The 21,501-nt window shown below is 39.1% G+C and carries 23 protein-coding genes and 4 tRNA genes; 10 read left to right on the forward strand and 17 right to left on the reverse strand.

The features are described 5' to 3' along the window. Positions 1–54 precede the first annotated feature (54 nt). The 12 genes from rplJ to QWY93_RS03420 form a co-directional block, all read right to left on the reverse strand. Positions 55–597 (reverse strand): 50S ribosomal protein L10, encoded by a 543-nt coding sequence (gene rplJ, locus QWY93_RS03365; RefSeq protein ID WP_290246778.1) that lies wholly within the window; start codon positions 595–597, stop codon positions 55–57. Between the two features lie 2 nt (positions 598–599). After that, the gene (gene rplA, locus QWY93_RS03370; protein WP_290246779.1) at positions 600–1,298 is read right to left on the reverse strand and encodes a 50S ribosomal protein L1; all 699 of its coding nucleotides are present in this window, start codon (positions 1,296–1,298) and stop codon (positions 600–602) included. A 10-nt stretch (positions 1,299–1,308) separates the two neighbouring features. Beyond that, the gene (rplK, locus tag QWY93_RS03375; protein WP_290246780.1) at positions 1,309–1,752 is read right to left on the reverse strand and encodes a 50S ribosomal protein L11; all 444 of its coding nucleotides are present in this window, start codon (positions 1,750–1,752) and stop codon (positions 1,309–1,311) included. A gap of 3 nt (positions 1,753–1,755) precedes the next feature. Then, complete coding sequence (nusG, locus tag QWY93_RS03380) at positions 1,756–2,313, reverse strand: transcription termination/antitermination protein NusG (protein WP_290246781.1); 558 nt, start codon at positions 2,311–2,313, stop codon at positions 1,756–1,758. A gap of 18 nt (positions 2,314–2,331) precedes the next feature. Next, on the reverse strand, positions 2,332–2,520 hold the full coding sequence (secE, locus tag QWY93_RS03385) for a preprotein translocase subunit SecE (protein ID WP_290246782.1): 189 nt from the start codon (positions 2,518–2,520) through the stop codon (positions 2,332–2,334). Between the two features lie 19 nt (positions 2,521–2,539). Then, positions 2,540–2,610: transfer RNA gene (locus tag QWY93_RS03390), tRNA-Trp, on the reverse strand. A gap of 109 nt (positions 2,611–2,719) precedes the next feature. Then, positions 2,720–3,907 (reverse strand): elongation factor Tu, encoded by a 1,188-nt coding sequence (tuf, locus tag QWY93_RS03395; RefSeq protein WP_290246783.1) that lies wholly within the window; start codon positions 3,905–3,907, stop codon positions 2,720–2,722. Between the two features lie 60 nt (positions 3,908–3,967). After that, positions 3,968–4,039 (reverse strand) — tRNA-Thr (locus tag QWY93_RS03400). Positions 4,040–4,073: 34 nt separating this feature from the next. Beyond that, positions 4,074–4,146 (reverse strand) — tRNA-Gly (locus tag QWY93_RS03405). Positions 4,147–4,382: 236 nt separating this feature from the next. Continuing rightward, a tRNA-Tyr gene (locus QWY93_RS03410) sits at positions 4,383–4,465 on the reverse strand. 175 nt (positions 4,466–4,640) lie between these two features. Next, positions 4,641–5,789, reverse strand: coding sequence for a M1 aminopeptidase family protein (locus QWY93_RS03415; protein ID WP_290246784.1), 1,149 nt, complete (start codon positions 5,787–5,789; stop codon positions 4,641–4,643). Between the two features lie 11 nt (positions 5,790–5,800). Further along, positions 5,801–7,234, reverse strand: coding sequence for a M1 family metallopeptidase (locus QWY93_RS03420; RefSeq protein WP_290246785.1), 1,434 nt, complete (start codon positions 7,232–7,234; stop codon positions 5,801–5,803). A gap of 34 nt (positions 7,235–7,268) precedes the next feature. Here QWY93_RS03420 and QWY93_RS03425 point away from each other — a divergent pair, with 34 nt between their 5' ends. The 3 genes from QWY93_RS03425 (at position 7,269) to frr (ending at position 9,155) form a co-directional block, all read left to right on the forward strand. Beyond that, positions 7,269–7,763, forward strand: a complete 495-nt coding sequence (locus tag QWY93_RS03425) for an acyl-CoA carboxylase biotin carboxyl carrier protein subunit (protein ID WP_290246786.1) — start codon at positions 7,269–7,271, stop codon at positions 7,761–7,763. 102 nt (positions 7,764–7,865) lie between these two features. Beyond that, on the forward strand, positions 7,866–8,576 hold the full coding sequence (gene pyrH, locus QWY93_RS03430) for a UMP kinase (RefSeq protein ID WP_290246787.1): 711 nt from the start codon (positions 7,866–7,868) through the stop codon (positions 8,574–8,576). 18 nt (positions 8,577–8,594) lie between these two features. Continuing rightward, positions 8,595–9,155, forward strand: a complete 561-nt coding sequence (frr, locus tag QWY93_RS03435) for a ribosome recycling factor (RefSeq protein WP_290246788.1) — start codon at positions 8,595–8,597, stop codon at positions 9,153–9,155. Positions 9,156–9,691: 536 nt separating this feature from the next. Here frr and nadD read toward each other — a convergent pair. The 4 genes from nadD to QWY93_RS03455 are packed head-to-tail and all read right to left on the reverse strand — an operon-like array spanning position 9,692 to position 11,746. Next, the gene (gene nadD, locus QWY93_RS03440; RefSeq protein WP_290248811.1) at positions 9,692–10,261 is read right to left on the reverse strand and encodes a nicotinate (nicotinamide) nucleotide adenylyltransferase; all 570 of its coding nucleotides are present in this window, start codon (positions 10,259–10,261) and stop codon (positions 9,692–9,694) included. A 5-nt stretch (positions 10,262–10,266) separates the two neighbouring features. Further along, the gene (gmk, locus tag QWY93_RS03445; protein ID WP_290246789.1) at positions 10,267–10,839 is read right to left on the reverse strand and encodes a guanylate kinase; all 573 of its coding nucleotides are present in this window, start codon (positions 10,837–10,839) and stop codon (positions 10,267–10,269) included. Positions 10,840–10,853: 14 nt separating this feature from the next. Beyond that, a complete protein-coding gene (locus QWY93_RS03450; RefSeq protein WP_290246791.1) occupies positions 10,854–11,126 on the reverse strand; it encodes an anti-sigma factor in 273 nt (90 codons plus the stop codon). 29 nt (positions 11,127–11,155) lie between these two features. Further along, positions 11,156–11,746: a sigma-70 family RNA polymerase sigma factor gene (locus QWY93_RS03455; protein ID WP_290246792.1), complete on the reverse strand. Its 591-nt coding sequence runs from the start codon at positions 11,744–11,746 to the stop codon at positions 11,156–11,158. Between the two features lie 427 nt (positions 11,747–12,173). Between QWY93_RS03455 and QWY93_RS03460 the strand changes: the two genes are divergently transcribed. The 5 genes from QWY93_RS03460 (at position 12,174) to QWY93_RS03480 (ending at position 18,029) form a co-directional block, all read left to right on the forward strand. Further along, on the forward strand, positions 12,174–12,722 hold the full coding sequence (locus tag QWY93_RS03460; protein WP_290246793.1) for a lysophospholipid acyltransferase family protein: 549 nt from the start codon (positions 12,174–12,176) through the stop codon (positions 12,720–12,722). A gap of 246 nt (positions 12,723–12,968) precedes the next feature. After that, on the forward strand, positions 12,969–15,224 hold the full coding sequence (locus QWY93_RS03465; protein ID WP_290246794.1) for an ATP-dependent helicase: 2,256 nt from the start codon (positions 12,969–12,971) through the stop codon (positions 15,222–15,224). 126 nt (positions 15,225–15,350) lie between these two features. Then, positions 15,351–16,007 (forward strand): DUF4290 domain-containing protein, encoded by a 657-nt coding sequence (locus QWY93_RS03470; protein WP_290246795.1) that lies wholly within the window; start codon positions 15,351–15,353, stop codon positions 16,005–16,007. Continuing rightward, positions 16,008–17,315, forward strand: coding sequence for a UDP-N-acetylglucosamine 1-carboxyvinyltransferase (gene murA / locus QWY93_RS03475; protein ID WP_290246796.1), 1,308 nt, complete (start codon positions 16,008–16,010; stop codon positions 17,313–17,315). 285 nt (positions 17,316–17,600) lie between these two features. Beyond that, entirely contained in the window at positions 17,601–18,029 is a 429-nt protein-coding gene (locus QWY93_RS03480) for a DoxX family protein (protein ID WP_290246797.1), read from the forward strand. A gap of 156 nt (positions 18,030–18,185) precedes the next feature. Here the strand turns inward: QWY93_RS03480 and QWY93_RS03485 are convergent, their stop codons facing one another. After that, the gene (locus QWY93_RS03485; protein WP_290246798.1) at positions 18,186–19,016 is read right to left on the reverse strand and encodes a hypothetical protein; all 831 of its coding nucleotides are present in this window, start codon (positions 19,014–19,016) and stop codon (positions 18,186–18,188) included. Positions 19,017–19,330: 314 nt separating this feature from the next. Here QWY93_RS03485 and QWY93_RS03490 point away from each other — a divergent pair, with 314 nt between their 5' ends. Together QWY93_RS03490 and QWY93_RS03495 are read left to right on the forward strand one after the other, a co-directional pair. Then, a complete protein-coding gene (locus QWY93_RS03490) occupies positions 19,331–19,984 on the forward strand; it encodes a hypothetical protein (RefSeq protein ID WP_290246799.1) in 654 nt (217 codons plus the stop codon). Between the two features lie 276 nt (positions 19,985–20,260). Then, entirely contained in the window at positions 20,261–21,469 is a 1,209-nt protein-coding gene (locus QWY93_RS03495) for a metallophosphoesterase (RefSeq protein WP_290246800.1), read from the forward strand. Positions 21,470–21,501 lie beyond the last annotated feature (32 nt).

Here is a 21,501-nt window from a genome sequence, read left to right on the forward strand (position 1 = left end):
GTATTATTTATTTAAATTGAATTATTTTTTTTAACTAAATTGATTAATTGATTATTATCCTTCTCTTTCGGATAATGTTTTGACTAATCCTGCCAAAGTGTCTTGACCACCCTGAAGAGCGGAAATAACATTTTTGGCTGGAGATTGAAGTAAGCCGATAACCTCTCCAATAAGTTCTTCACGAGATTTAAGTTTCGCAAGAGTTTCTAAGTGCTCAGCACCTATATATAGATCACTTTGATCAATACAAGCCGCTTTTAAAGCTGGTCTTTGCTCCTTGAACCCTGATTTTTTCTTAAAGTCTTTAAGAACTTTTGCAGGAAGGTTAGCCGTTTCGGGAGCAAAAATAACTCCTGAAAAGCCCTTCAAAGTGGTTTCATAAAGTTCAGAAAAATCAGCTTCTAAGTTATCCAAAGCCTTTTCGATGAAAGTATTTTTATAAACTCTATATTCAATCCCTTGCTCAAAACAAATTCTCCTGAAAGCATTTACCTGAGCTACAGTGAAACCTGATGCATCTGTAATATAGAAATGCGGAGTTTCTTTAAACTTCTCGGTAAGACTTTCGATTATTTCTTTTTTTTCCTCTCTAGTCATAATTATATACCTTGAATACTCCCCTTATCGATTGCAATACCAGGAGACATTGTGCTAGACAAATGAATACTTTTGAAGTATGTCCCTTTGGAAGATGATGGTTTTAACTTAGAAATGGTCTGAATTAGTTCCTTTACATTGTCTTCAATTTTAGAAGGGTCAAAGGAAACTTTACCTACACTAGCGTGTACGATACCAAATTTATCTACTTTAAAATCAATCTTACCGGTTTTCACTTCTTTTACCGCTTTCCCTACTTCTAGGGTAACGGTGCCGGATTTTGGATTAGGCATCAAACCTCTAGGGCCTAATACTCTACCTAATCTACCAACCTTTGCCATTACATTAGGCATGGTGATGATGACATCAACATCTGTCCATCCACCTTCTATCTTAGCAATATAGTCATCTAAGCCAACATAATCCGCTCCAGCTTCCTTGGCTTCTTCTTCTTTATCAGGAGTACACAGTACCAATACTTTTACTTCTTTACCTGTGCCATGCGGCAAGGCAACGACACCTCTTACCATTTGATCTGCTTTACGAGGGTCTACACCCAATCGAACATCCAGATCAACGGAAGCATCAAACTTAGAAGTTGTGATTTCCTTAACAATAGAAGAAGCATCAGCTAGGGAGTACTGCTGGCTTGGGTCGTACTTAGAAAGAGCTTCTTTTTGCTTTTTTGTTAACTTAGCCATTATATTTTTTTTATTCCTCCCAAGGAGCTTTTCCTGAAACTGTGATTCCCATACTTCTTGCAGTACCTGCAACCATTTTCATTGCTGATTCTACTTTAAAAGCATTTAAGTCAGGCATTTTCACCTCAGCAATTTCTTTCACTTGATCCCAGGTTACTGAGCCAACTTTCTTTCTGTTAGGTTCTGGAGAACCTCCCTTTAATTTTGCCGCCTCTACCAACAAATTAGCTGCAGGAGGAGTTTTTACTACAAAATCAAATGACTTGTCCGAATAAATCGTTACAAGAACAGGCAGAACCTGACCCATTTTGTCCTGAGTCCTAGCATTATATTGCTTACAGAACTCCATGATGTTCAAACCCTTGGCACCAAGGGCCGGACCAACTGGAGGAGATGGATTCGCCTGGCCACCTTTAACCTGTAATTTCAGATAACCAGTAATTTCCTTCGCCATTTCCTAGTCTTGTTTTTCTACTTGCATAAAGTTTAATTCGACAGGTGTATTTCGACCAAAGATCTTAACCATAACATTAAGTTTCTTCTTGTCTTCAAACACCTCTTCTATTGTTCCCGAGAAACCACTGAAGGGACCGTCCATTACTTTAACGCTCTCTCCGACTATAAATGGCGTATCCAATTTCTCAGCAAACTCATCAATCCCTTCAACTCGTCCTAATATACGGTTGACTTCAGATTGTCGTAATGGTTCAGGGGTTTTGGAAGCTCCCCCTGAGCTTGCACCTAAGAAACCGATTACACCCGGGATACTTGTAATTACGTGATTGGCTTCGCCATGGGACAAATCCGCATTGACCAAAACATAACCAGGGAAAAAGTTTCTTTCCCTAACACGCTTTTTGCCATTGCGCATTTCATATACTTTTTCAGAGGGGATTAAAACCTCGGGAATATATTCCTCTAGTTTTTGCCGTGCAATCTCATTATCAAGATAAGACTTGGCCTTTTTTTCTTGCCCAGCAACCACTCTGAGTACATACCACTTGTGCTCTGCCATCAGTAATCTTAGATTCTATTAAAACAAATCATAAAACCATGACATGACATTCTCAAAGCTCAAATCAATCACGCCAATCACTATGGCAAAGATCAATGAGGCCACAAGAACCAGTACTGCACTGCTTTGCAGTGAAGAATATTTAGGCCATGTCACCTTATTCTTCATTTCGTCAATTGACTCGACAACGAAATTCTTTACATTCATGGTTTTGATTTTTCTTTTGCACGGGCAGAGAGATTCGAACTCCCATCAACGGTTTTGGAGACCGCTATTCTGCCATTGAACTATGCCCGTGTATTTATACCTTCAAAAGGAACGCAAAAATACCTATTTTTCTATAAAGAAACAAATGCGATTCTGAAAATTTCAGAATCGCATTCGAATTTTATATTTCTTGATTAGATTAATCAAGAATTTCAGTTACCTGACCTGCCCCTACAGTTCTACCACCTTCTCTGATGGCGAAACGAAGGCCTTTTTCAAGGGCTACAGGGTTGATCAAGGAAACTTCCATAGTTACGTTATCACCTGGCATTACCATTTCAACGTTTTCAGGGAGTTTGATTTCTCCAGTTACGTCAGTTGTTCTCAAGTAGAACTGAGGACGATATCTGTTGAAGAAAGGAGTGTGACGTCCACCTTCTTCTTTAGACAGGATATAAACCTCAGCTTTGAAAAGAGCGTGAGGAGTTACAGAACCTGGCTTACAGATAATCATACCTCTTTTGATTTGAGTCTTTTCAATACCTCTCAACAAAAGACCTACGTTATCTCCAGCTTCACCTCTGTCCAAGATTTTACGGAACATTTCCACACCGGTAACAGTTGATTTCAGGTTTTCAGCACCCATACCGATGATATCTACAGGATCACCAGAGTTGATAACACCTCTTTCAACCCTACCAGTAGCTACAGTACCACGACCAGTAATAGAGAATACGTCCTCAACAGGCATCAAGAAATCTTTGTCAACAAGACGCTCAGGAAGTGGGATGTAGTTATCTACAGCTTCCATCAATTCCATCACTTTTTCTTCCCACTTCTCTTCGCCGTTAAGGGCGCCAAGAGCAGAACCGGAAATTACAGGAATATTATCTCCGTCAAAGTCATAGAAAGAAAGCAATTCTCTTACTTCCATTTCTACCAGCTCAAGTAGTTCAGGATCATCTACCAAATCCACTTTGTTCAAGAAAACTACCAATGCAGGCACACCTACCTGACGAGCAAGAAGGATGTGTTCTCTTGTTTGAGGCATTGGACCGTCAGTGGCAGCAACTACTAGAATAGCACCGTCCATCTGAGCAGCACCAGTTACCATGTTTTTCACGTAATCCGCGTGACCAGGACAGTCAACGTGAGCATAGTGTCTGCTATCTGTTTGATATTCTACGTGAGAAGTGTTGATAGTGATACCTCTTTCTTTCTCTTCTGGGGCGTTATCGATAGAAGAGAAATCTCTTAATTCAGCAAAACCCTTTCTGGCCAGTACAGTTGTAATAGCAGCAGTCAAGGTAGTCTTACCGTGATCGACGTGACCAATAGTACCGATATTTACGTGCGGTTTGGAACGGTCAAAGGTTGCTTTTGCCATGCGTGAAAATCCTCTGTTTAGTTAATGATATGAATTAGTTAAATTATGCTAATGTCTCTGAGCCAACGACGGGATTTGAACCCGTGACCTCTTCCTTACCAAGGAAGCACTCTACCCCTGAGCTACGTCGGCTGATAACATTTTCACTATGCCTTAAATAGCATAGAGCGGGAGACGAGGCTCGAACCCGCGACCTGCAGCTTGGAAGGCTGCCGCTCTACCAACTGAGCTACTCCCGCTTATACTCTATTACTATATATTTGCTACGCTAAAAGGAACGTTTTAGCTTAAACCAAAACATTCTCAAAGTAGATACTCTTATTGATTTTAATTCAAATTTGAGCAATCTTACATACTAAAATCTTACCGAAGTATGTCTAATGACATCCCCTCCTTTGAAAACCACCCTCTGAGAAAAGATGATCTTGAGGATTTCATTTCACAAATTTAGTGAAATCTGTGAAATATTAAAGCGTGGGGGAAACAGGATTCGAACCTGTGAAGACATAAGTCAACGGATTTACAGTCCGTCCCAGTTGGCCGCTTTGGTATTCCCCCAGTTTACTTCAGTTTTTCAAGATTTCTTAAAAGAACCTTTTGTTCTTTTTTTCGTTGTTTTTGTTTGTCTTAACGGATGGCAAAATTATACCCTTTTCTGAAACATTCAAAATCCTGAACAAAAATTTCTAAACTTTTTTACACCTTTTTTAGTAAGGTTTTCGTACTCAGAGGATTAATTTTTCACTTGAAAAGGGGACAAATAGTAGGATTGCTCCCTTTGGATATCCGGATCGGTTTCCTGCTCCCTGATTTTCTCTATCTCCTCCAACACGCCCTCCACCTCAATAAACCCAAACAAAGCCTGAAATGCAGCCAACCTAACATAACTTACTACATGTTGCTTAGCTATGGTTACCAGGTTGCTGATAGCCTTGTCCCTCCCCTCTTCCGGCATCCTCACAAAATAATCTCCATAGTAGCCCAGCAAATAATATAAAATCCTCCCAGAAATTTTATTAAACTTTTCGTGAAGCCAAGGGCCCTTCCCAGGAATGGCCTCTTCGGTATAATAGTCAATTAGAGGAATTACTATCCTGAAGTTATCCAACCCGCTAAACCTTTCTGCTACCTCCTTTCTTTTAGGAGCAGATTTATCCTCCATATATGCCTGAAGAGCTGCACCTGCAACATAATAGGAAGAATCCTGTGCCCACCTCAATAAATTTTCATGATACAAACGGCTTCCCTGTCTTGAAAGCGCCTCAATCGCCGAAGCCCGCACATGGTTAACAGGATCATTTTCTGCCAATTGAAGGATTTCATCTTCCAATCCAATCTCCCAGTTACTTTCCTGCGATAGCTGTAGCAGCGCCAATTCCCTGAGTGACCAAAAGTCATCTTCTAATGCTTTATTATACAGCTCCCAAGGAACTTTTCCCTGGTTTATCAAACTATCCAGCGCTTCATACCGGGACACCCCAAAATCAGAAAGATAATACTGTTTTATCCACTTTTCTTCTCCATAGTTAGTCCTTTTTTCAGTCAACAGGATTTTTTCCTCATCGAACAAAACCAGGTCAACAGGTTCCCCATTTTCAAGTGCAAATTGTTGCTGCCCCTTATCCAACCAAAAAGTCTTTTCTTTTCGAACGCTATCCACATACCAGCTTACCTTAAAAGGAAGCTGGTATAAAGGAGTGGTTTCAAGGTTTTGCGATTGTCTGACCGTCAATAGTATATTTTCAGGAACACTCTGATCAAATTCAATTTCTAATATAGGGTGGCCCGAGGCCAAAAACCACTGGTTAAAAAACCAATTCAGATCTTTTCCTGTAACCTCTTCCATGGCCAATCTCAGATCGTGAATTTCCACGCTGCTCATTTTATTCTTTTCTAAATAGTGATGAAGCCCCCCAAAAAAGCTTCATCGCCCAAATATTTTCTGAGCATATGCAATACTCTGCCCCCCTTGGCATAAGAGTGATTATCAAACATGTCCTCCCCGTCCTTATAATCATACCGAATCAGGTCCACTTGTTTTTCCTTTGCTTCCTCAAAATAACTTTCCATTTCTCCAATATGATGCAGGTCGGCCGCAGCCCTTCCCTCTTTATATTCATACCATAGATATTCGCTGTAGTTGGCAAATGCTTCATTAAGCGGCAAATGGGCCCAAGATTCTGTCGTCACATAATTACCAAACCATTGATGAAACAATTCATGGGCTATGATTCCATCCCATTCACTATCAATTGCAGCTCTTTTGTCAAGGTTAAGTCCTTCCATAAAAATCGAAACGGTAGTGTTTTCCATAGCTCCTGCCACAAAATCCCTAACTACCACCTGGTCATATTTGGGCCAGGGGAATGGGACTCCTAACTTTTCAGAAAAAAACGTCATCATTTCTGGTGTATGCGCAAATACCCTTGAAGCACCTTCCTTATAAGCTTCCTCCACATAATAATGCAATGGAACCCCTCTCCACTGATCATCCAGTTTCGTAAATTCCCCTAGAGCAAAAGCTACCAAATATGGGGCGTGGGGAAGGTTCATTTCCCAATGATCTGTCCTTGTACCATCTGAATTTTTTTCTTGTTTGACCAACGTCCCATTACTAATGGTAGAAAAGCGGTCTTGAACAGTTATCTTTAAATCATGAGTTGCCCTTTCATTAGGGGCATCAATGGTAGGAAACCACTTGGAATTGTGCACAGTCTCTCCCTGAGTCCACACTTGAACAGGTTTTCCACCTTTTTCGAGAGGATTAATAAAATACAGCCCTTTAGTGTCTGCAAATAATTTATTTTCACCTTCGGCCACTGCCTCCGGATTTGCGGTATATTTAATGAAAAGTTCCAAAGTATCTTGCTCCTGATAAGTTTGGGGAAGGTAGACACTAATTTTTTGTCCATTATACCTACTGGCTAATGCTTTCTTTTCCCCTGCTTCCACCAAAGCCAATTGGTGGATTTCAAAATCTTGGGCATCCAGTTCCAATATATCCTGGGGATAAAAATAAGGTTTTAGCTTTAGCTGGGCTTTTCCATGGACCAATTGTTTTGAATGATCCAGTTTCAATTCCAAGGAAGTGTGTAATAAATCAAATTTTCTTTCATGGCTCCCTTTATATTTGGCTATGGCAGCCTCTTTTTTTTCCATTAAGGTTGGCCCTATTGGAATGGGGACAGGAACTGCTATTTGAGATTGTTTTTTAACAAGCTCTGGGTTTGGTTCCAGCAACTTTTTTTGCGTGGTACAGGCAAGCACTAAAATAATGGGCAATAAGGATAAGCTAGGGAAATTGATTTTCATAAAAGTCTCTTCCAAATAAATTTTCTATATTAATGCTAAAATTACTCAAATGTATTCAGTTTCCATACAGCGAAAAGCCTTTAGGGTCGAGAAAGATAAAGATTTTTTTAAGGTTGAAGGCCAACCCATTAACTGGGACCTCCAGTCGATCGGTAATAGCAAATACCATCTCATATACAAGCACAAATCCTATAATGTCGAACTCCTTAAGGTAGATGAAACTGCAAAAAAATTCACCATTAAACTCAATGGCAAGGTAACCGAACTTCATGTAAAAGATAGATTTGACCTATTGTTGGAACGCCTTGGAATGAACAATAAAACAGGCCCTCAAGTAAAAAACATAATTGCCCCCATGCCAGGTTTAATTTTTGAAATCAGGGTCAAAGAAGGTGACAAGGTTAAGAAAGGTGATCCTTTACTTATCCTGGAAGCCATGAAAATGGAAAACATCATCAAATCCCCAGGGGACGGGGAGGTAAAAAAGATTATGGTAAAGAATGGAGACAGTGTAGAAAAAAACAAGGTATTGATTCAATTTTAGATTTTGAAATTTATTTTTCTGAATACAAGAATTTATATTTGTCGAGTTTATCATATCAAGAAAAATAACAATAGAGGCACGCTGGAAACCGATCATCAAATTATGAAGTATAAAAGAATTCTGCTAAAACTTAGTGGGGAAGCATTAATGGGGCCAAATGGCTATGGTATTGACTCCGAAAAGCTCAAGCAATACACCCAGGAAATCAAGAAAGTAAAGGACTTGGGCGTAGAAATTGCCATAGTTATTGGGGGAGGAAATATTTTTAGGGGAGTTCAAGGAGAAAAAGTGGGAATCGATCGGGTCCAGGGAGATTACATGGGCATGCTCGCCACCTTGATCAATGCAATGGCCCTTCAAAGCTCTTTGGAACAAAATGGAATGTACACCCGGCTGATGTCTGGGATCAAAATAGAAAGTGTATGTGAACCATTTATTAGAAGAAGGGCAATCAGACACTTGGAAAAAGGCAGAATTGTCATTTTTGGGGCAGGGATCGGAAATCCTTATTTTACCACAGATTCCACCGCTAGCCTTAGGGCTATTGAAACCGAGGCTGAAGTCGTTCTTAAAGGAACCCGTGTTGACGGAGTTTATACCGCTGACCCAGAAAAAGACCAATCGGCAGAAAGATACACCAATATTTCCTTCCAGGAAGTATATGAAAAGAACCTTAACGTAATGGACATGACTGCCTTTACCCTTTGCCAGGAAAACAACCTTCCTATTATTGTGTTCGATATGAACAAAATAGGAAACTTACAAAACCTTATCTTAGGAGAGGATGTCGGAACATTAATAACTTCAAATTAAGCAATATTACAGACAAAAATGGAAGAGATACAGCTAGAACTCGATGAAGCCAAAGAACTCATGCAAAAATCCGTGGACCACACGGCCAGTGAGTTATTAAAGATCAGGGCAGGCAAAGCCATGCCAAATATATTGGATGGAATCATGGTAAACTATTACGGTGCTCCTACCCCTATACAACAGGTCGCTTCTATAAACACCCCTGATGCGAGAACCTTGGCCATCAAACCCTGGGAAAAAAACTTGATCGGTGAAATCGAAAAAGCCATCATCAATTCTGATTTGGGTCTTGCTCCACAAAACAATGGCGAGATTGTGATATTGACCATTCCCCCATTAACCGAAGAAAGAAGAAAAAGCCTGGTCAAACAAGCAAAAATGGAATGTGAAAATGGCAAAATCAGTATAAGGAATGTCAGAAAAGACACCAATGATTCCTTGAAAAAACTACAAAAAGAAGGTGTTTCTGAAGACGAAATCAAAAGGGCTGAGGAGGTTGTTCAAAAATTGACCGATAAATATTCCAGTAAAATAGATGACCTATACAGCAAAAAAGAAGTTGATATCATGACTGTTTAAGTTATTGCTAAATCCGGGTCTGCTGATCCGGATTTTTTTTTACCCAACTCAGTCGGGTCCAGACCTAATAATGCTTAAAGCCATACTAAAGTCCATTAAAACCGGAGATGACAAGCCCCTTTCATTTTAACAAAACTTAAGTTTTCTTCTTCTTTACTGACAAGAATGGATAAAGGAGGGTAAGTTAAATAGGAGAAACCCCTATTAAAAAGGAAATTCCTATTCGGATAAAAAATCATTCCCCATCGTACTTAAAGATTCTTTCGAGGGTTTCATGTTTATTAAGAGAAAAATATTAGGCATAAAAAAAGCTTCCTAAGAAGCTACAGAAACAAAGAACGGACAGCCATGAGCTGTCAATTCTTTTCCATTTATTTAAACCTTACTAGGCGTAATATAATTTCATTTTTTTCAAATTCAAAATATCCAACCTGTTTTTTCCTTAAGGGTTTAATTTAAAAAAATCTAATTGGATGAAATTTTAAGATATTGGTAGGTTATTTCACTTAAAAAAATCGGAGTAAACTTCACCCTCATTAATAAGCATAAAACTTTTTTCCCTTGATATAATCTTCCACTAGTGAGGGGAGCAGGTATTTAACTGAATAACCATTTTGGATAGAATTCCGGATAAATGTCGCAGATATATCGATTAACGGGGCATCTACATAGCAGACATTTTCATGTTCTATTTTTTTTGATTCCCCTGGCCTTGGGTAAACATATAGGCCATAATTCTCCAGAATTTGATCGCAATTTTTCCACTTATGGAAATGGGTCAGATTATCCCCCCCTATAATCAACTTGAATTCATGTTGGGGATATTTGTCAGTTAAGTAGGTTAATGTATCTACGGTATAACTGGGCTTAGGCATATGAAACTCAATATCCATAGCCCTGAATTGAAAATGATCCTCAATAGCCAATTCCACCATTTTCAACCGGTCGAACTCATGAAGGAGGGATTTCCTTTTTTTAAAGGGATTTTGGGGAGAAACGATAAACCAAACCTCATCCAAATCTGTCCTGTCCTGCATGATATTTGCAATGACCAGGTGCCCCATGTGGATAGGATTAAATGAACCAAAAAAAGACCTACTTTCAATTTTCTTTATTTTGTAATAAAGTCATTGACCAATTTGCCAGCCTGCTCAAATGATTTTTCCATATTGTCATTGACCAGGGTAACATCAAATTTATTTTCAAAAGACATTTCAAATTTTGCCTTGTAAAGCCTGCGGGAGAGGCTTTGCTCGGATTCAGTCCCCCTATCCTTCAATCGCTCAGAAAGGGTATTAATGGAGGGGACTTTCACAAAAACTGCCAGCGCTTTATCTCCAAAATAATTTTTCAGGTTTAAGCCTCCTTTCACATCAACATCAAATATCACATGCTTTCCACTGTCCCAAATTCTTTGGATTTCGGATTTAAGGGTACCATAAAAGTTACCCTCATAAACTTCTTCCCATTCTACAAAGGCATCTTCATCGATCTTTCTTTTGAAATCCTCAGGGGTCAAAAAATAATAATCTTTTCCATTTTCCTCCTCTCGACCTCTTTTATCTCTGGTACAAGCAGAAATAGAAAATCCAAGGTCAGAGCGGGTGTTTAAAAGATGTTTGACGATAGTGGTTTTACCGGAACCGGACGGCGCCGAAAAGATAAAAGCTTTTCCTTCGGGCATAGTGATTTTTTTGCTTATTTGATATCTTCTATTTTCTGACGGATACTGGCAGCCAGTTCATTCGGGACAGATTGCTTGGTACATTTATTTTTTAGTACTTCCCTTATGGCCTGTTCCAAATGATAGTGTTCAAAACAGGGTTGGCACTTGGAAAGCTTTTCCTTCAAAATTTCTTTTGAGCTTTCCCTATCCTCTCCGTCCAAAATACTTTCCAACAGTTGGAAACATTTGCTAACATCTCCACACTTGAGCTTTCTTTCTCCGGATGAATCAGTATTTTTATCCATAATTTTTTTGTTCACTTTCCAAGATAATTTTACTCTTCCTCAGTATCATACCCCATATTCTTAGCATAGGAACGCAGCTTATCTTTTAATAAGTTCCGTGCCCGGTGCAATCTTGAACGAACCGTCCCGATGGGGATATCCAGGATCTTTGCCATTTCTTCATAAGTGAAGCCTTCCAGATCACAAAGAATGATTACCGTTCTAAAATCCACAGCCAAACTATTCAGGGCATTGGAGATCTCATCTCCCAACATATCTTTGACTGCATCCACCCTCAAATCCGAGGTGATATTGTAGTCAACATTTTCTGAGTTGTAATAAGTTTCAACTTCTTGATAATCAACTTTAGAAGGCTGCTTGCTCTTCTTTCGGTATTCATTGATGAAACTGTTTTTAAGGATCCTGAAAAGCCAGGCTTTGGCATTGGTTCCCTGCTCGAAGGAGTTGATAAAACGATAGGCTTTTAGATAAGTATCCTGAACCAAGTCCTTGGCATCATCCTCATCAAAAGTCAGCCTGAAGGCAAAATTGTACATTGAGTCTATATGAGGCATAAACTCATTATCAAATATGCTGTTTTTCTCTGGATCGGTATATTTTTTCTTTTGTACCTCAGACATAAGTTTCAAAAATAATCATTGACTTAATTTATCACTAATTTTTTGAAAGAAAGTCACCTGATTTCATTTATTTTGAAACACCAAAGCCACTTCTTTCCTTTAGTTTAACAGGACGATAATAACGTAACCCATTTATTAATGTTCGCATTTCGGCTCATTTCCTACCTGCCTTTTTGGTGCTTATACCTTCTTTCGGACCTCCTTTATTTCTTTGCCTATTACTTGGTTGGATATCGTAAAGGAGTGATTGAAAGAAACTTAATCCAAGCCTTTCCGGAGAAAACTCCCAAGGAAAGAAAAAAAATAAAAAACAATTTTATAGGAATTTTACCGACTCCTTTGCCGAGACCATAAAGCTCCTCACCCTAAAGGAGGAAAAAATCAAAAAAGGTTCGTCATCAAAAATGGAGAAGAAACAATTAAAAAATTGAATAATGGGGAAATCGTATTGGGTTTATCTGCACATTTTTTCAACTGGGAGGCCTTACCTCTGGCTTTTAAAGTGGCGGTAGATCCCCGGGTGGAGACGGTTTACCTCAAGGTGAACAATCCCTTTTTTGAAAAACTAATGCGAATAATTCGAAAACGCTTTGGTGGCTACCTGGTCGAAAGGGCAAATTTCCAAAGACATTTCCTTAAACACAGAAAAACTCCAAGACTCATTGGGTTAGCAGCGGACCAAAGACCCAGCCGTCAGGAAACGCGATACTGGACCCCTTTTATGAACAAGAAGACTTCCTTTTTTGAAGGTCCGGAAAAGCTGGCAAAAAGATTTGGCCTTTCACTGTTCTTTTCCAAGGTCCACAAGCCCAAAAGAGGTTATTATGAATATACACTTTACCCCCTAGGCCAACCCCCATTCTCAGAAAAAGACCATTCAATTACTGACCGGTTCATTCAGTTGGTCGAACAAAATATCAAAGAGGAGCCCCCGCTTTACCTCTGGTCCCACAACAGGTGGAAAAATAGTCCCTGATTATTAATATCTTCGGGTTTTTCAATTTAACTTTGAGGGTTCAACCCGGATTTCGCCTTAGGGTTTCTAATAGAGGGTTGAAAGTGAAAAAAACCAAGTTTTTTGGAGACCGAAACATCTGCAACTGCGGAAAGGGAAGTCAAAACACCAACGAAGTGGTTGAATTAAAATCAGTTTCGAGCCACAATAGAAACTCTTATGCCTTATTACGGGTTCAATGGAGGTTAATGTAGTTAGGAGGTTATAATGGATTATCTTAAAGGTTTAAACCCACCTCAAAGGGAAGCAGTAGAGCATACAGAAGGTCCGCTAATGATCATCGCGGGTGCTGGATCAGGAAAAACCAGGGTTTTGACCTATCGAATTGCCCATCTGATCCATGCAAAAAAAGTAGACCCCTTTCAAATATTATCACTGACTTTCACCAATAAGGCAGCCAATGAAATGAGGGGCAGGATAGAGCAGTTGATTGGCCTGGAAGCAAGAAATACCTGGATGGGAACCTTCCATTCTGTTTTTGCAAAAATCTTAAGGGTGGAATCAGAAAAGCTGGGCTATCCCTCCAATTTCACCATTTACGATACCGATGACAGCAAATCCCTGATCAAAACAATTGTCAAGGAAATGAGGCTGGATGACAAAATCTATAAGCCCAACACGGTGTTATCTAGAATATCCGGTGCAAAAAACAGGTTGATTTCATGGGAAAATTACATCAATGATCCTTATATCAAAGCCGATGATGAAGCTGCCCTTAAACCCAAAATGGGGGAAATATACCGGGCATACCAAAAAAGACTTTTTAAGTCTTCGGCCATGGACTTTGATGATTTGCTTTTCAATACCAATGTCCTATTCCGGGATCATGTGGATGTTTTGAACAAATATCAACAAAAGTTCAGGTATGTTTTGGTGGATGAGTTTCAGGACACCAATCTTTCCCAATACCTGATTACCAAAAAACTGGCAGCTGTCCACCAAAACATTTGCGTGGTGGGGGATGATGCCCAGAGTATATACGCCTTCCGTGGAGCCGACATTCAAAACATCCTCAATTTTGAAAAAGATTATCCGGACCTGTTTGTAGTAAAACTGGAACAAAACTACCGCTCCACCAAAACCATTGTAGAGGCAGCTAATTCAATTATCGAAAAAAATAAAGCCCAGCTTAAAAAAATCGTTTGGACACATAATGACCACGGAGACTTGGTTGAATTAATTAAGTCTACTTCCGATAATGAAGAAGGGAGAATGGTAGCCTCAGCCATTTTTGAAGAAAGAAATAACAAAAAGCTTAACAACAGTGATTTTGCAGTCCTTTATAGGACCAATTCCCAATCCAGGGCCATAGAGGAAGCCTTACGGAAGATGAACATCACTTATAAAATCGTGGGAGGCCTTTCCTTCTACCAAAGAAAGGAAATAAAGGATTTGATGTCCTACATGCGATTTGTAGTCAACCAGGATGATGAGGAAGCTTTCAAACGTATTATCAATTACCCAAAAAGAGGGGTAGGAGCGAGCAGTGTAGAAAAGATCCTGGTAGCCGCCTACGAGCACGATATCCCGCTTTGGGAAGTTCTCAATAATGCCTCCAGCTTCCTTTCCGGAAGGGCAGCAAACTCGATAAGTGATTTTACCACCATGATCAAAAGTTTCCAGATGGAAACCGAGAGGAAGGATGGTTACGAAGCTGCCTCCACCATTGCCAAACAATCCGGTTTGCTTCGAGAACTTTATGAGGACAAAACCATTGAAGGGCTCAACCGGTATGAAAATGTCCAGGAACTGCTCAATGCCATCAAAGAATTTGTGGACAACACGGAAAATGAAGACAAAAGCCTTGGCGCATTTCTTCAGGAAATCGCCCTCCTCACGGACAATGACAGGGATAAGGATGACACAGATGCCGTAACCTTAATGACCATCCACTCTTCAAAAGGTTTGGAATTCAAACAAGTATTTGTTGTGGGAATGGAAGAAGATCTTTTCCCTTCCCAAATGATGATGCAAAGCAGGGAAGACCTGGAAGAGGAACGGCGTCTTTTCTATGTGGCAACCACCCGGGCCATGGAAAAATTATACTTAAGCTATGCCCTTACCCGTTACCGTTTTGGACGTTTACTTAATTGTGAACCCAGCCGCTTTTTGGAAGAAGTGGACCCAAGTTGCATAAGGGTAAATAAAAGAAAAGGATCCCAGTTGGCGAGTACCTTCCGGGACCAAACCAATGGTAGAGAAGGTAAAACCGGATTTATCGGCTTAAAGAGACCTGCGACTCGGGCAAAAACTGCTAAAATCCATACCCCAAGCCCTGACTTCAAACCTTCCAACACCAATAACCTGGCAGAAGGTATGCAGGTTGAACACCCTAAATTCGGATATGGAAAAGTGCTGAAAGTGGAAATAGAAGGGAGCAATAAAAAAGCCACCATAGGATTTAAGGATTTTGGAGATAAGACTTTATTACTTAGCTTTGCAAAGCTTCGTATTGTTGAATAAAAACCCATTGAAGGAATCAAAAAAAATCGCTCCTTGTTGAGCCAAACCCAAGTATCTGGATTCCAACAATCTTGCTCCCTAAGAGTGACATATTTTTTGTAACTTATAACCAAAAAGGAGCAAAGTATGATAGATAACGATAAGCATAAACAATCATTGATCTTGAAAGAATACGGCAAAAACATTCAGAAACTAGTGACCTACATCACTACCGTTCCTGATAAGACCAAACGTACAGAATACGCATTTACCCTTGTGGAGCTGATGAAGCAGCTTAACCCTCATCTAAAGGCTGAAAACGACCAAAAACTTTGGGACGACCTGTACATCATGTCAGATTTTCAGCTGGATGTAAATGCTCCCTTTCCTATGCCTGAAAAAGAATTGCTAGGTAAAAAACCCCAACCTGTAGGTTACCCGGAAGGAGAGGTTAAATTCAAACATTACGGCAGGAATATCGAAAAGCTGATCGAAAGGGCTATTGAAATCGAAAATGACGAGGAACAGGAAGCTGCTATTATCTACATTGGTCAATTGATGAGAAGTTTCCACTCCACATGGAACAGGGAAAATTTTGACGATGGAATCATCATAGATGACATTAAAACCCTAAGCAAGGGGAAACTGCACATTGACCTGGAAAAGGTAAAAGAAAATGCACTTTTTGAAACCAATATGCGCAGGGATTTTAAAAATGGTTCCCAGGATAGTGACCAAAACAATTCCGGCAGAAGAAGCAAAAGAAGAAATAACGGGGGCAACTACAAAAAACGCAGAAACTAAATGTCTTCATTCCGAGTAACTGGGGGATTAAAACTAAAAGGCGAAATCACCCCTCAAGGGGCCAAAAATGAGGCCCTTCAAATTCTTTGCGCCGTACTTTTAACAAGTGAAACTGTAACAATCCACAAAATCCCCAATATCAGGGATGTCAATAAGCTCATCGAGCTGCTTGCTGATATGGGGGTACAAACTGACAAGATAGGTCCGGAAAGCTTTTCTTTTAATGCCTCCAAAGTAGACCTATCCTATTTGGATTCCGAAAAATTCTTAAAAAAGGCCTCGACACTCAGGGGGTCGGTCATGTTGCTTGGCCCATTGCTGGCCAGGTTTGGTCAGGGAAAAATTTCCAAACCAGGAGGGGATAAAATCGGACGAAGAAGGTTGGACACCCACTTTGTAGGTTTCCAAAAACTAGGTGCTAAATTCCACTATGACCATCAACAGGAAATATATAATATCGATGGGCATCAACTCAAGGGAACCTATATGCTCCTTGAGGAAGCTTCTGTAACCGGTACTGCCAATATTATTATGGCTGCCTCCATGGCCCAGGGAAAAACTACCATTTACAATGCCGCCTGCGAACCCTATATCCAGCAATTGTGTGAAATGCTGAACAGGATGGGCGCTAAAATCAACGGCGTAGGCTCCAATTTACTCCACATTGAAGGGGTTAAAGAACTCAAAGGCACAGAGCACACCCTGCTTCCCGACATGATTGAAATCGGATCCTTCATTGGTCTGGCTGCTATGACCCAATCCGAAATCACCATTAAAAATGCCAAGGTTGACCGCTTAGGCTTGATTCCGGAAACCTTCAAAAGGCTAGGAATAAAACTGGAGATTAGAGGTGATGATATATTTATCCCTTCCCAAAAGCATTATGAAATTGAAACTTTCATCGATGGATCCATCCTCACCGTAGCGGATGCCATTTGGCCTGGCTTTACTCCTGACCTTTTAAGTATTGTTTTGGTAACTGCCATTCAGGCAAAAGGTACTGTCCTGGTCCACCAAAAGATGTTCGAAAGCCGCTTGTTCTTTGTAGATAAATTGATCGACATGGGAGCTCAAATCATCCTTTGTGACCCTCACCGTGCAACAGTGATTGGTCTGGACAGAAAATACCCCCTGAAAGGTATCAGGATGACATCCCCAGATATCAGAGCTGGAGTTTCCCTGCTTATCGCGGCTTTATCTGCAAAAGGTTCTTCAATAATTGATAATGTGGAGCAAATTGACCGAGGTTATCAATATATTGACCAAAGGCTAAATGCCCTGGGCGCTGATATTGTCCGCCTAGATTAATTAAAAAAAATTCCCCTTACTAAAATCCCTTGAATGAATAACTTTCAAGGGATTTTTTTTATACCCCTCCCCTTTTATCCAACTTTCCTTGAATAAACTTGAATTACCCTAACAAAACCCGGAAAATACGAAAAAATTGATTACATTAATAAGCAGAACTAACTTTTACCAAAGTTAATTACGGATTTTACTTAAGAAACTCTGGAAAGTTCCCAACTTATTATGAAATAAAGCTTTTGCACATCTATCAATATTTTCCATTTTCTAAACAAAAACCATTAAACCATGAAAAAATTAATATTTAATCAATCCATTTTACTCAATCTGTCAACCCTAGCTTTAATTTTTAGGTTAGCTTTAGGGGTTATCTTTTTTGCCCATGGAGCCCAAAAAGTCTTAGGCTGGTATGGAGGATTTGGACTGGAAGGAACCGTGGGCTGGATGAATGGCGAATTAGGCATCCCTGTATTTTTGGCTTATATCTCATGTTTTGTCGAATTTCTTGGTGGAATATTTCTGATCTTAGGTTTTTTAACTAGAGTTTGGGCAGGAGCCTTGGCTATCAATATGCTTGTGGCCATTTTAATTGTGCATTCAGGTTTCTTCAACCCTGATGGAATAGAATTTCCTTTTGCTGTCATGGTATTGGCTATAGGCTCTTTCTTGGCTGGCCCGGGAAAATTGAGCATCGATGCCAATTTGGGGAAAAATTAATTTTTATACCTGTAGATTCGCTTTTCTGCCGGTTGGACAAATTTGATGGAGGCAATCCATAAAAACCCCGGAAAACCAATTGACAAAAAATGATATTGAATAAAAAAGCCGGTGAGGAATTACTACTCCCGGCCTTTTTTGATCACAACAAAAAAATCATCTACTTGCTAATTCCTGATTTTCATGGTCCATTTGTTCCAGCAATTCCCTAAGCGCAACTACCCTATCAGAGGGATAAATTTTTTGAGCTTTTGCCAATTGGTTTAGGGAGGTTTTCAGGGCATTTTCATTAAAATGTAAGATGGCATCATTATAATATTGCAACCCTGCCAATTCAGTTAAAGATATTGCTTTAAATATCGTTTTGGCCTCCCCTGGCTGTTGGGCCAAACTTCCTAAGCTTGGGTTTCTATCATTATTTGACTGAGAATTAGAAGGGAGAAATGCCCTCAAATATTCTTTTACTCTTCCAGGATCATGGATAAACCCAGATCGGGGTTCGGTACTTTCAAAAATAAAATTCTCCCCATTTTCATTTACCAACACAAAAACATGGAAGTCGGTCTCAATAATTTTATAATCAAAGGCATACCTTTCAAGCATCAAGGCATAAATCGCAGAACCACTTACACAGTCGTAAAGTCCTTGATTTAACAAATCATTAAAAACGCTGTGTTTTTTATATTCCTTGAGCAAAACTTTATGGGTTTGGTAAAAAACCTCCCCCAAAAACCATTTGGTATGGTCCTTATTCTTGGCCCTCTTGTCCAACTTTTCCACCAACTTATTATACCCTTTCAAGGAAGTGTTTTTTTTAGCATGAACCGCTTGCAATAACAAAAAAGGATTCTCTGATGATTGATTAAAAATGGCCTTTTCAGATTCATTTTCATAAGGAGAATAATTGACCAATCCGCCCCCACTTTGGCTTCTTCCCGGAGAAACTATCAACACCAACAAGGACAATATGAACAAAAACCTTTTCAACACTTTAATATTAACTTGGTGTTACATAAGATAACAATTAATTAATATCAAATCAAAAACAGTTCAGCCCCCAATAAATAAAATTCGTTCAACCCTTTGTATTACAATTATTTACATATTACTTAAACATTAATTTTATAATATTACAATTAATTACCACCTATTTATAAGTTAACCCTCTTCACCCCCTATCCCCAAAACTATTTGTTAATCAACACTTTAAAAATCAAATCCCCTTTCATTACTGACAGAATAAGATTAAATTAAATCAGATTTATATTGATTTTTTATTAACCAAAACTTTCTCAAGTGCTATGAAAAATTCATGGATCTTCATTTTAATATTTTGGTGTTGGACAGCTTGTTCTGGCCCCAAAGAAAAACAAGAGCAGCTCACCCTCCCCATGGAGGTAGCCAAAGCCTATGGCTATGAAAATTTTAAAAACATCAAATCCATACATTATACCTGGAATGTCCAAATAGATAGTGCCCGGCAAATTGCAAGGACTTGGACTTGGAATATCCCGGAAAGAGTTGTTCATTATACGGGTCAGGACACCAGTATGCAATATTCCCTGACTGAGGTAAATGAAGGACTCGAAAAAATGGATCACAGTTTTATCAATGACAAATATTGGCTTATGTTTCCTTTTCAATTGGCCTGGGATAGGGGATATGAATATGAAGTAGAAAAAAAGTCCAATGCACCAATATCAGGTCAGCCTTGTACCCGGTTAACCATTATATACCCCCAGGACAAAGGATATACCCCTGGAGATGCATATGATTTGTTTATTGATGATAATAACATGATTATGGAATGGGTTTACCGAAAAGGAAATGGATCAAAAGGTAGGGCTTATACTTGGGAAGGCGTAAAACAATATGGAGGCATTAAATTAGCAACAGAACACAAAAATGAAGCAGGAGAAATGAAAATCTGGTTTTCAGATATTCAGGTCAAATAAACTTTAACGCCCAAAAACAACTTTTTATTTGATAATAAATGGTTCAGGACCATTAGCCTAAAGGAGGCTATTATTGTGATTTGGAATCATAATATTTTTTACAGGAAAATTAATTTCATTTTAAAATCGAATACATTTATTTACTTATTAATTCAAACCACAAACTAATCAGCCAACTCATTACAATTACCGGGATTTTATTTCGAAATTGAATTCAATAAATTTTCAATTGCCCACTCTCAAAATTCCAAGGGTATGCCGGGAACTTTTAAAAATATGGGTTTATTTTTTTTTATGGCATTGGTCATTTTTTTGGCATGTTTATTCATTGATATTGACTACAAGGACAATAAAAAGGGCATTCAAAGGTTTAAATGGATTGGTATCAGCCATATTAGTGAAGACAACCCTTTTGAAATTATCATCAATAAAAGGATTTCATTGGACTTGGACGGCATTGACGGTCCTTATATAATTGATGATCAACTTTATAAAGTAAACCTTCAAAATGGCTTGGTTGCTCAAATCATTGCCGACAGAGATTCAATTTTAGTGGAGGTGGACAACTCTGACAATGACTTCTTTGTAGTCGGGCTAAAAGACCATTATCCAAAAGAAGCCTGCAGGTACGAATCCCCAAGAAAGTTGGTGGCCATCTCGGATATTGAGGGAAATTTTGATGCATTTTATGGCTTTTTGGTTAACAATAAGATTATGGACACCTCCTACAACTGGACTTTAGGAGAAGGCCATTTGATCTTATTGGGAGACTTTGTCAATAGGGGCAAAAATGTCACACAAACTCTTTGGCTAATTTATTTACTGGAAGAAAAAGCCCGGAAAGAAAATGGGAAGGTGCATTTTATATTAGGCAATCAAGAGGCCATTAAATTGCAAGGTACGCCTATTAATTTATCGGATAGATATTTGAGGGTTGCTCAGGAAATCAGCCAAGTCAGGGATTGGGACAAAGCAAGCAAGTATGTTTTTTCAAAAGCATCTGAACTTGGAAACTGGTTAAGGAGTAAAAATGCAATAGAAATAATTGGTGACTACCTGTTTGTCCACGGCGGTATTAGCCCCGAATTGGCCTCCTTACAATTACCTTTGGAAGAAATCAACCAATATACCCAAGAAAACCTTGATCTTCCCAAAAAATCACTGGAGGCCTTAAAAAACCCAACTGTCAAATTAGTCCTCGGACCTAAAGGCCCACTGAATTACAGGGGATTCATAATGGGTTATAAAAATTACAAAAAAGCCTCCCAAAAGGAAATAGATCATATCTTAAACTTATTAAAGGTAAAAAAAATAGTAATCGGGCATATTTTTGTGGACGACATCTCAAAAGATTATAGAAATAAAATTATTAGAATTAATGTTCCGCATGGTATGGGAAAAAATTCCCCTCAAACAAAAGGTTTATTGATTGAAGATGGCATGGAGTATAAAATAAATGGAAAGGGAGAAAAAGAAAGAATATAAAAAAACCTGGCATTTAGAGTAATTACCAGGTT

The sequence above is a fragment of the Echinicola jeungdonensis genome, from assembly GCF_030409905.1.
Taxonomy (GTDB): domain Bacteria; phylum Bacteroidota; class Bacteroidia; order Cytophagales; family Cyclobacteriaceae; genus Echinicola; species Echinicola jeungdonensis.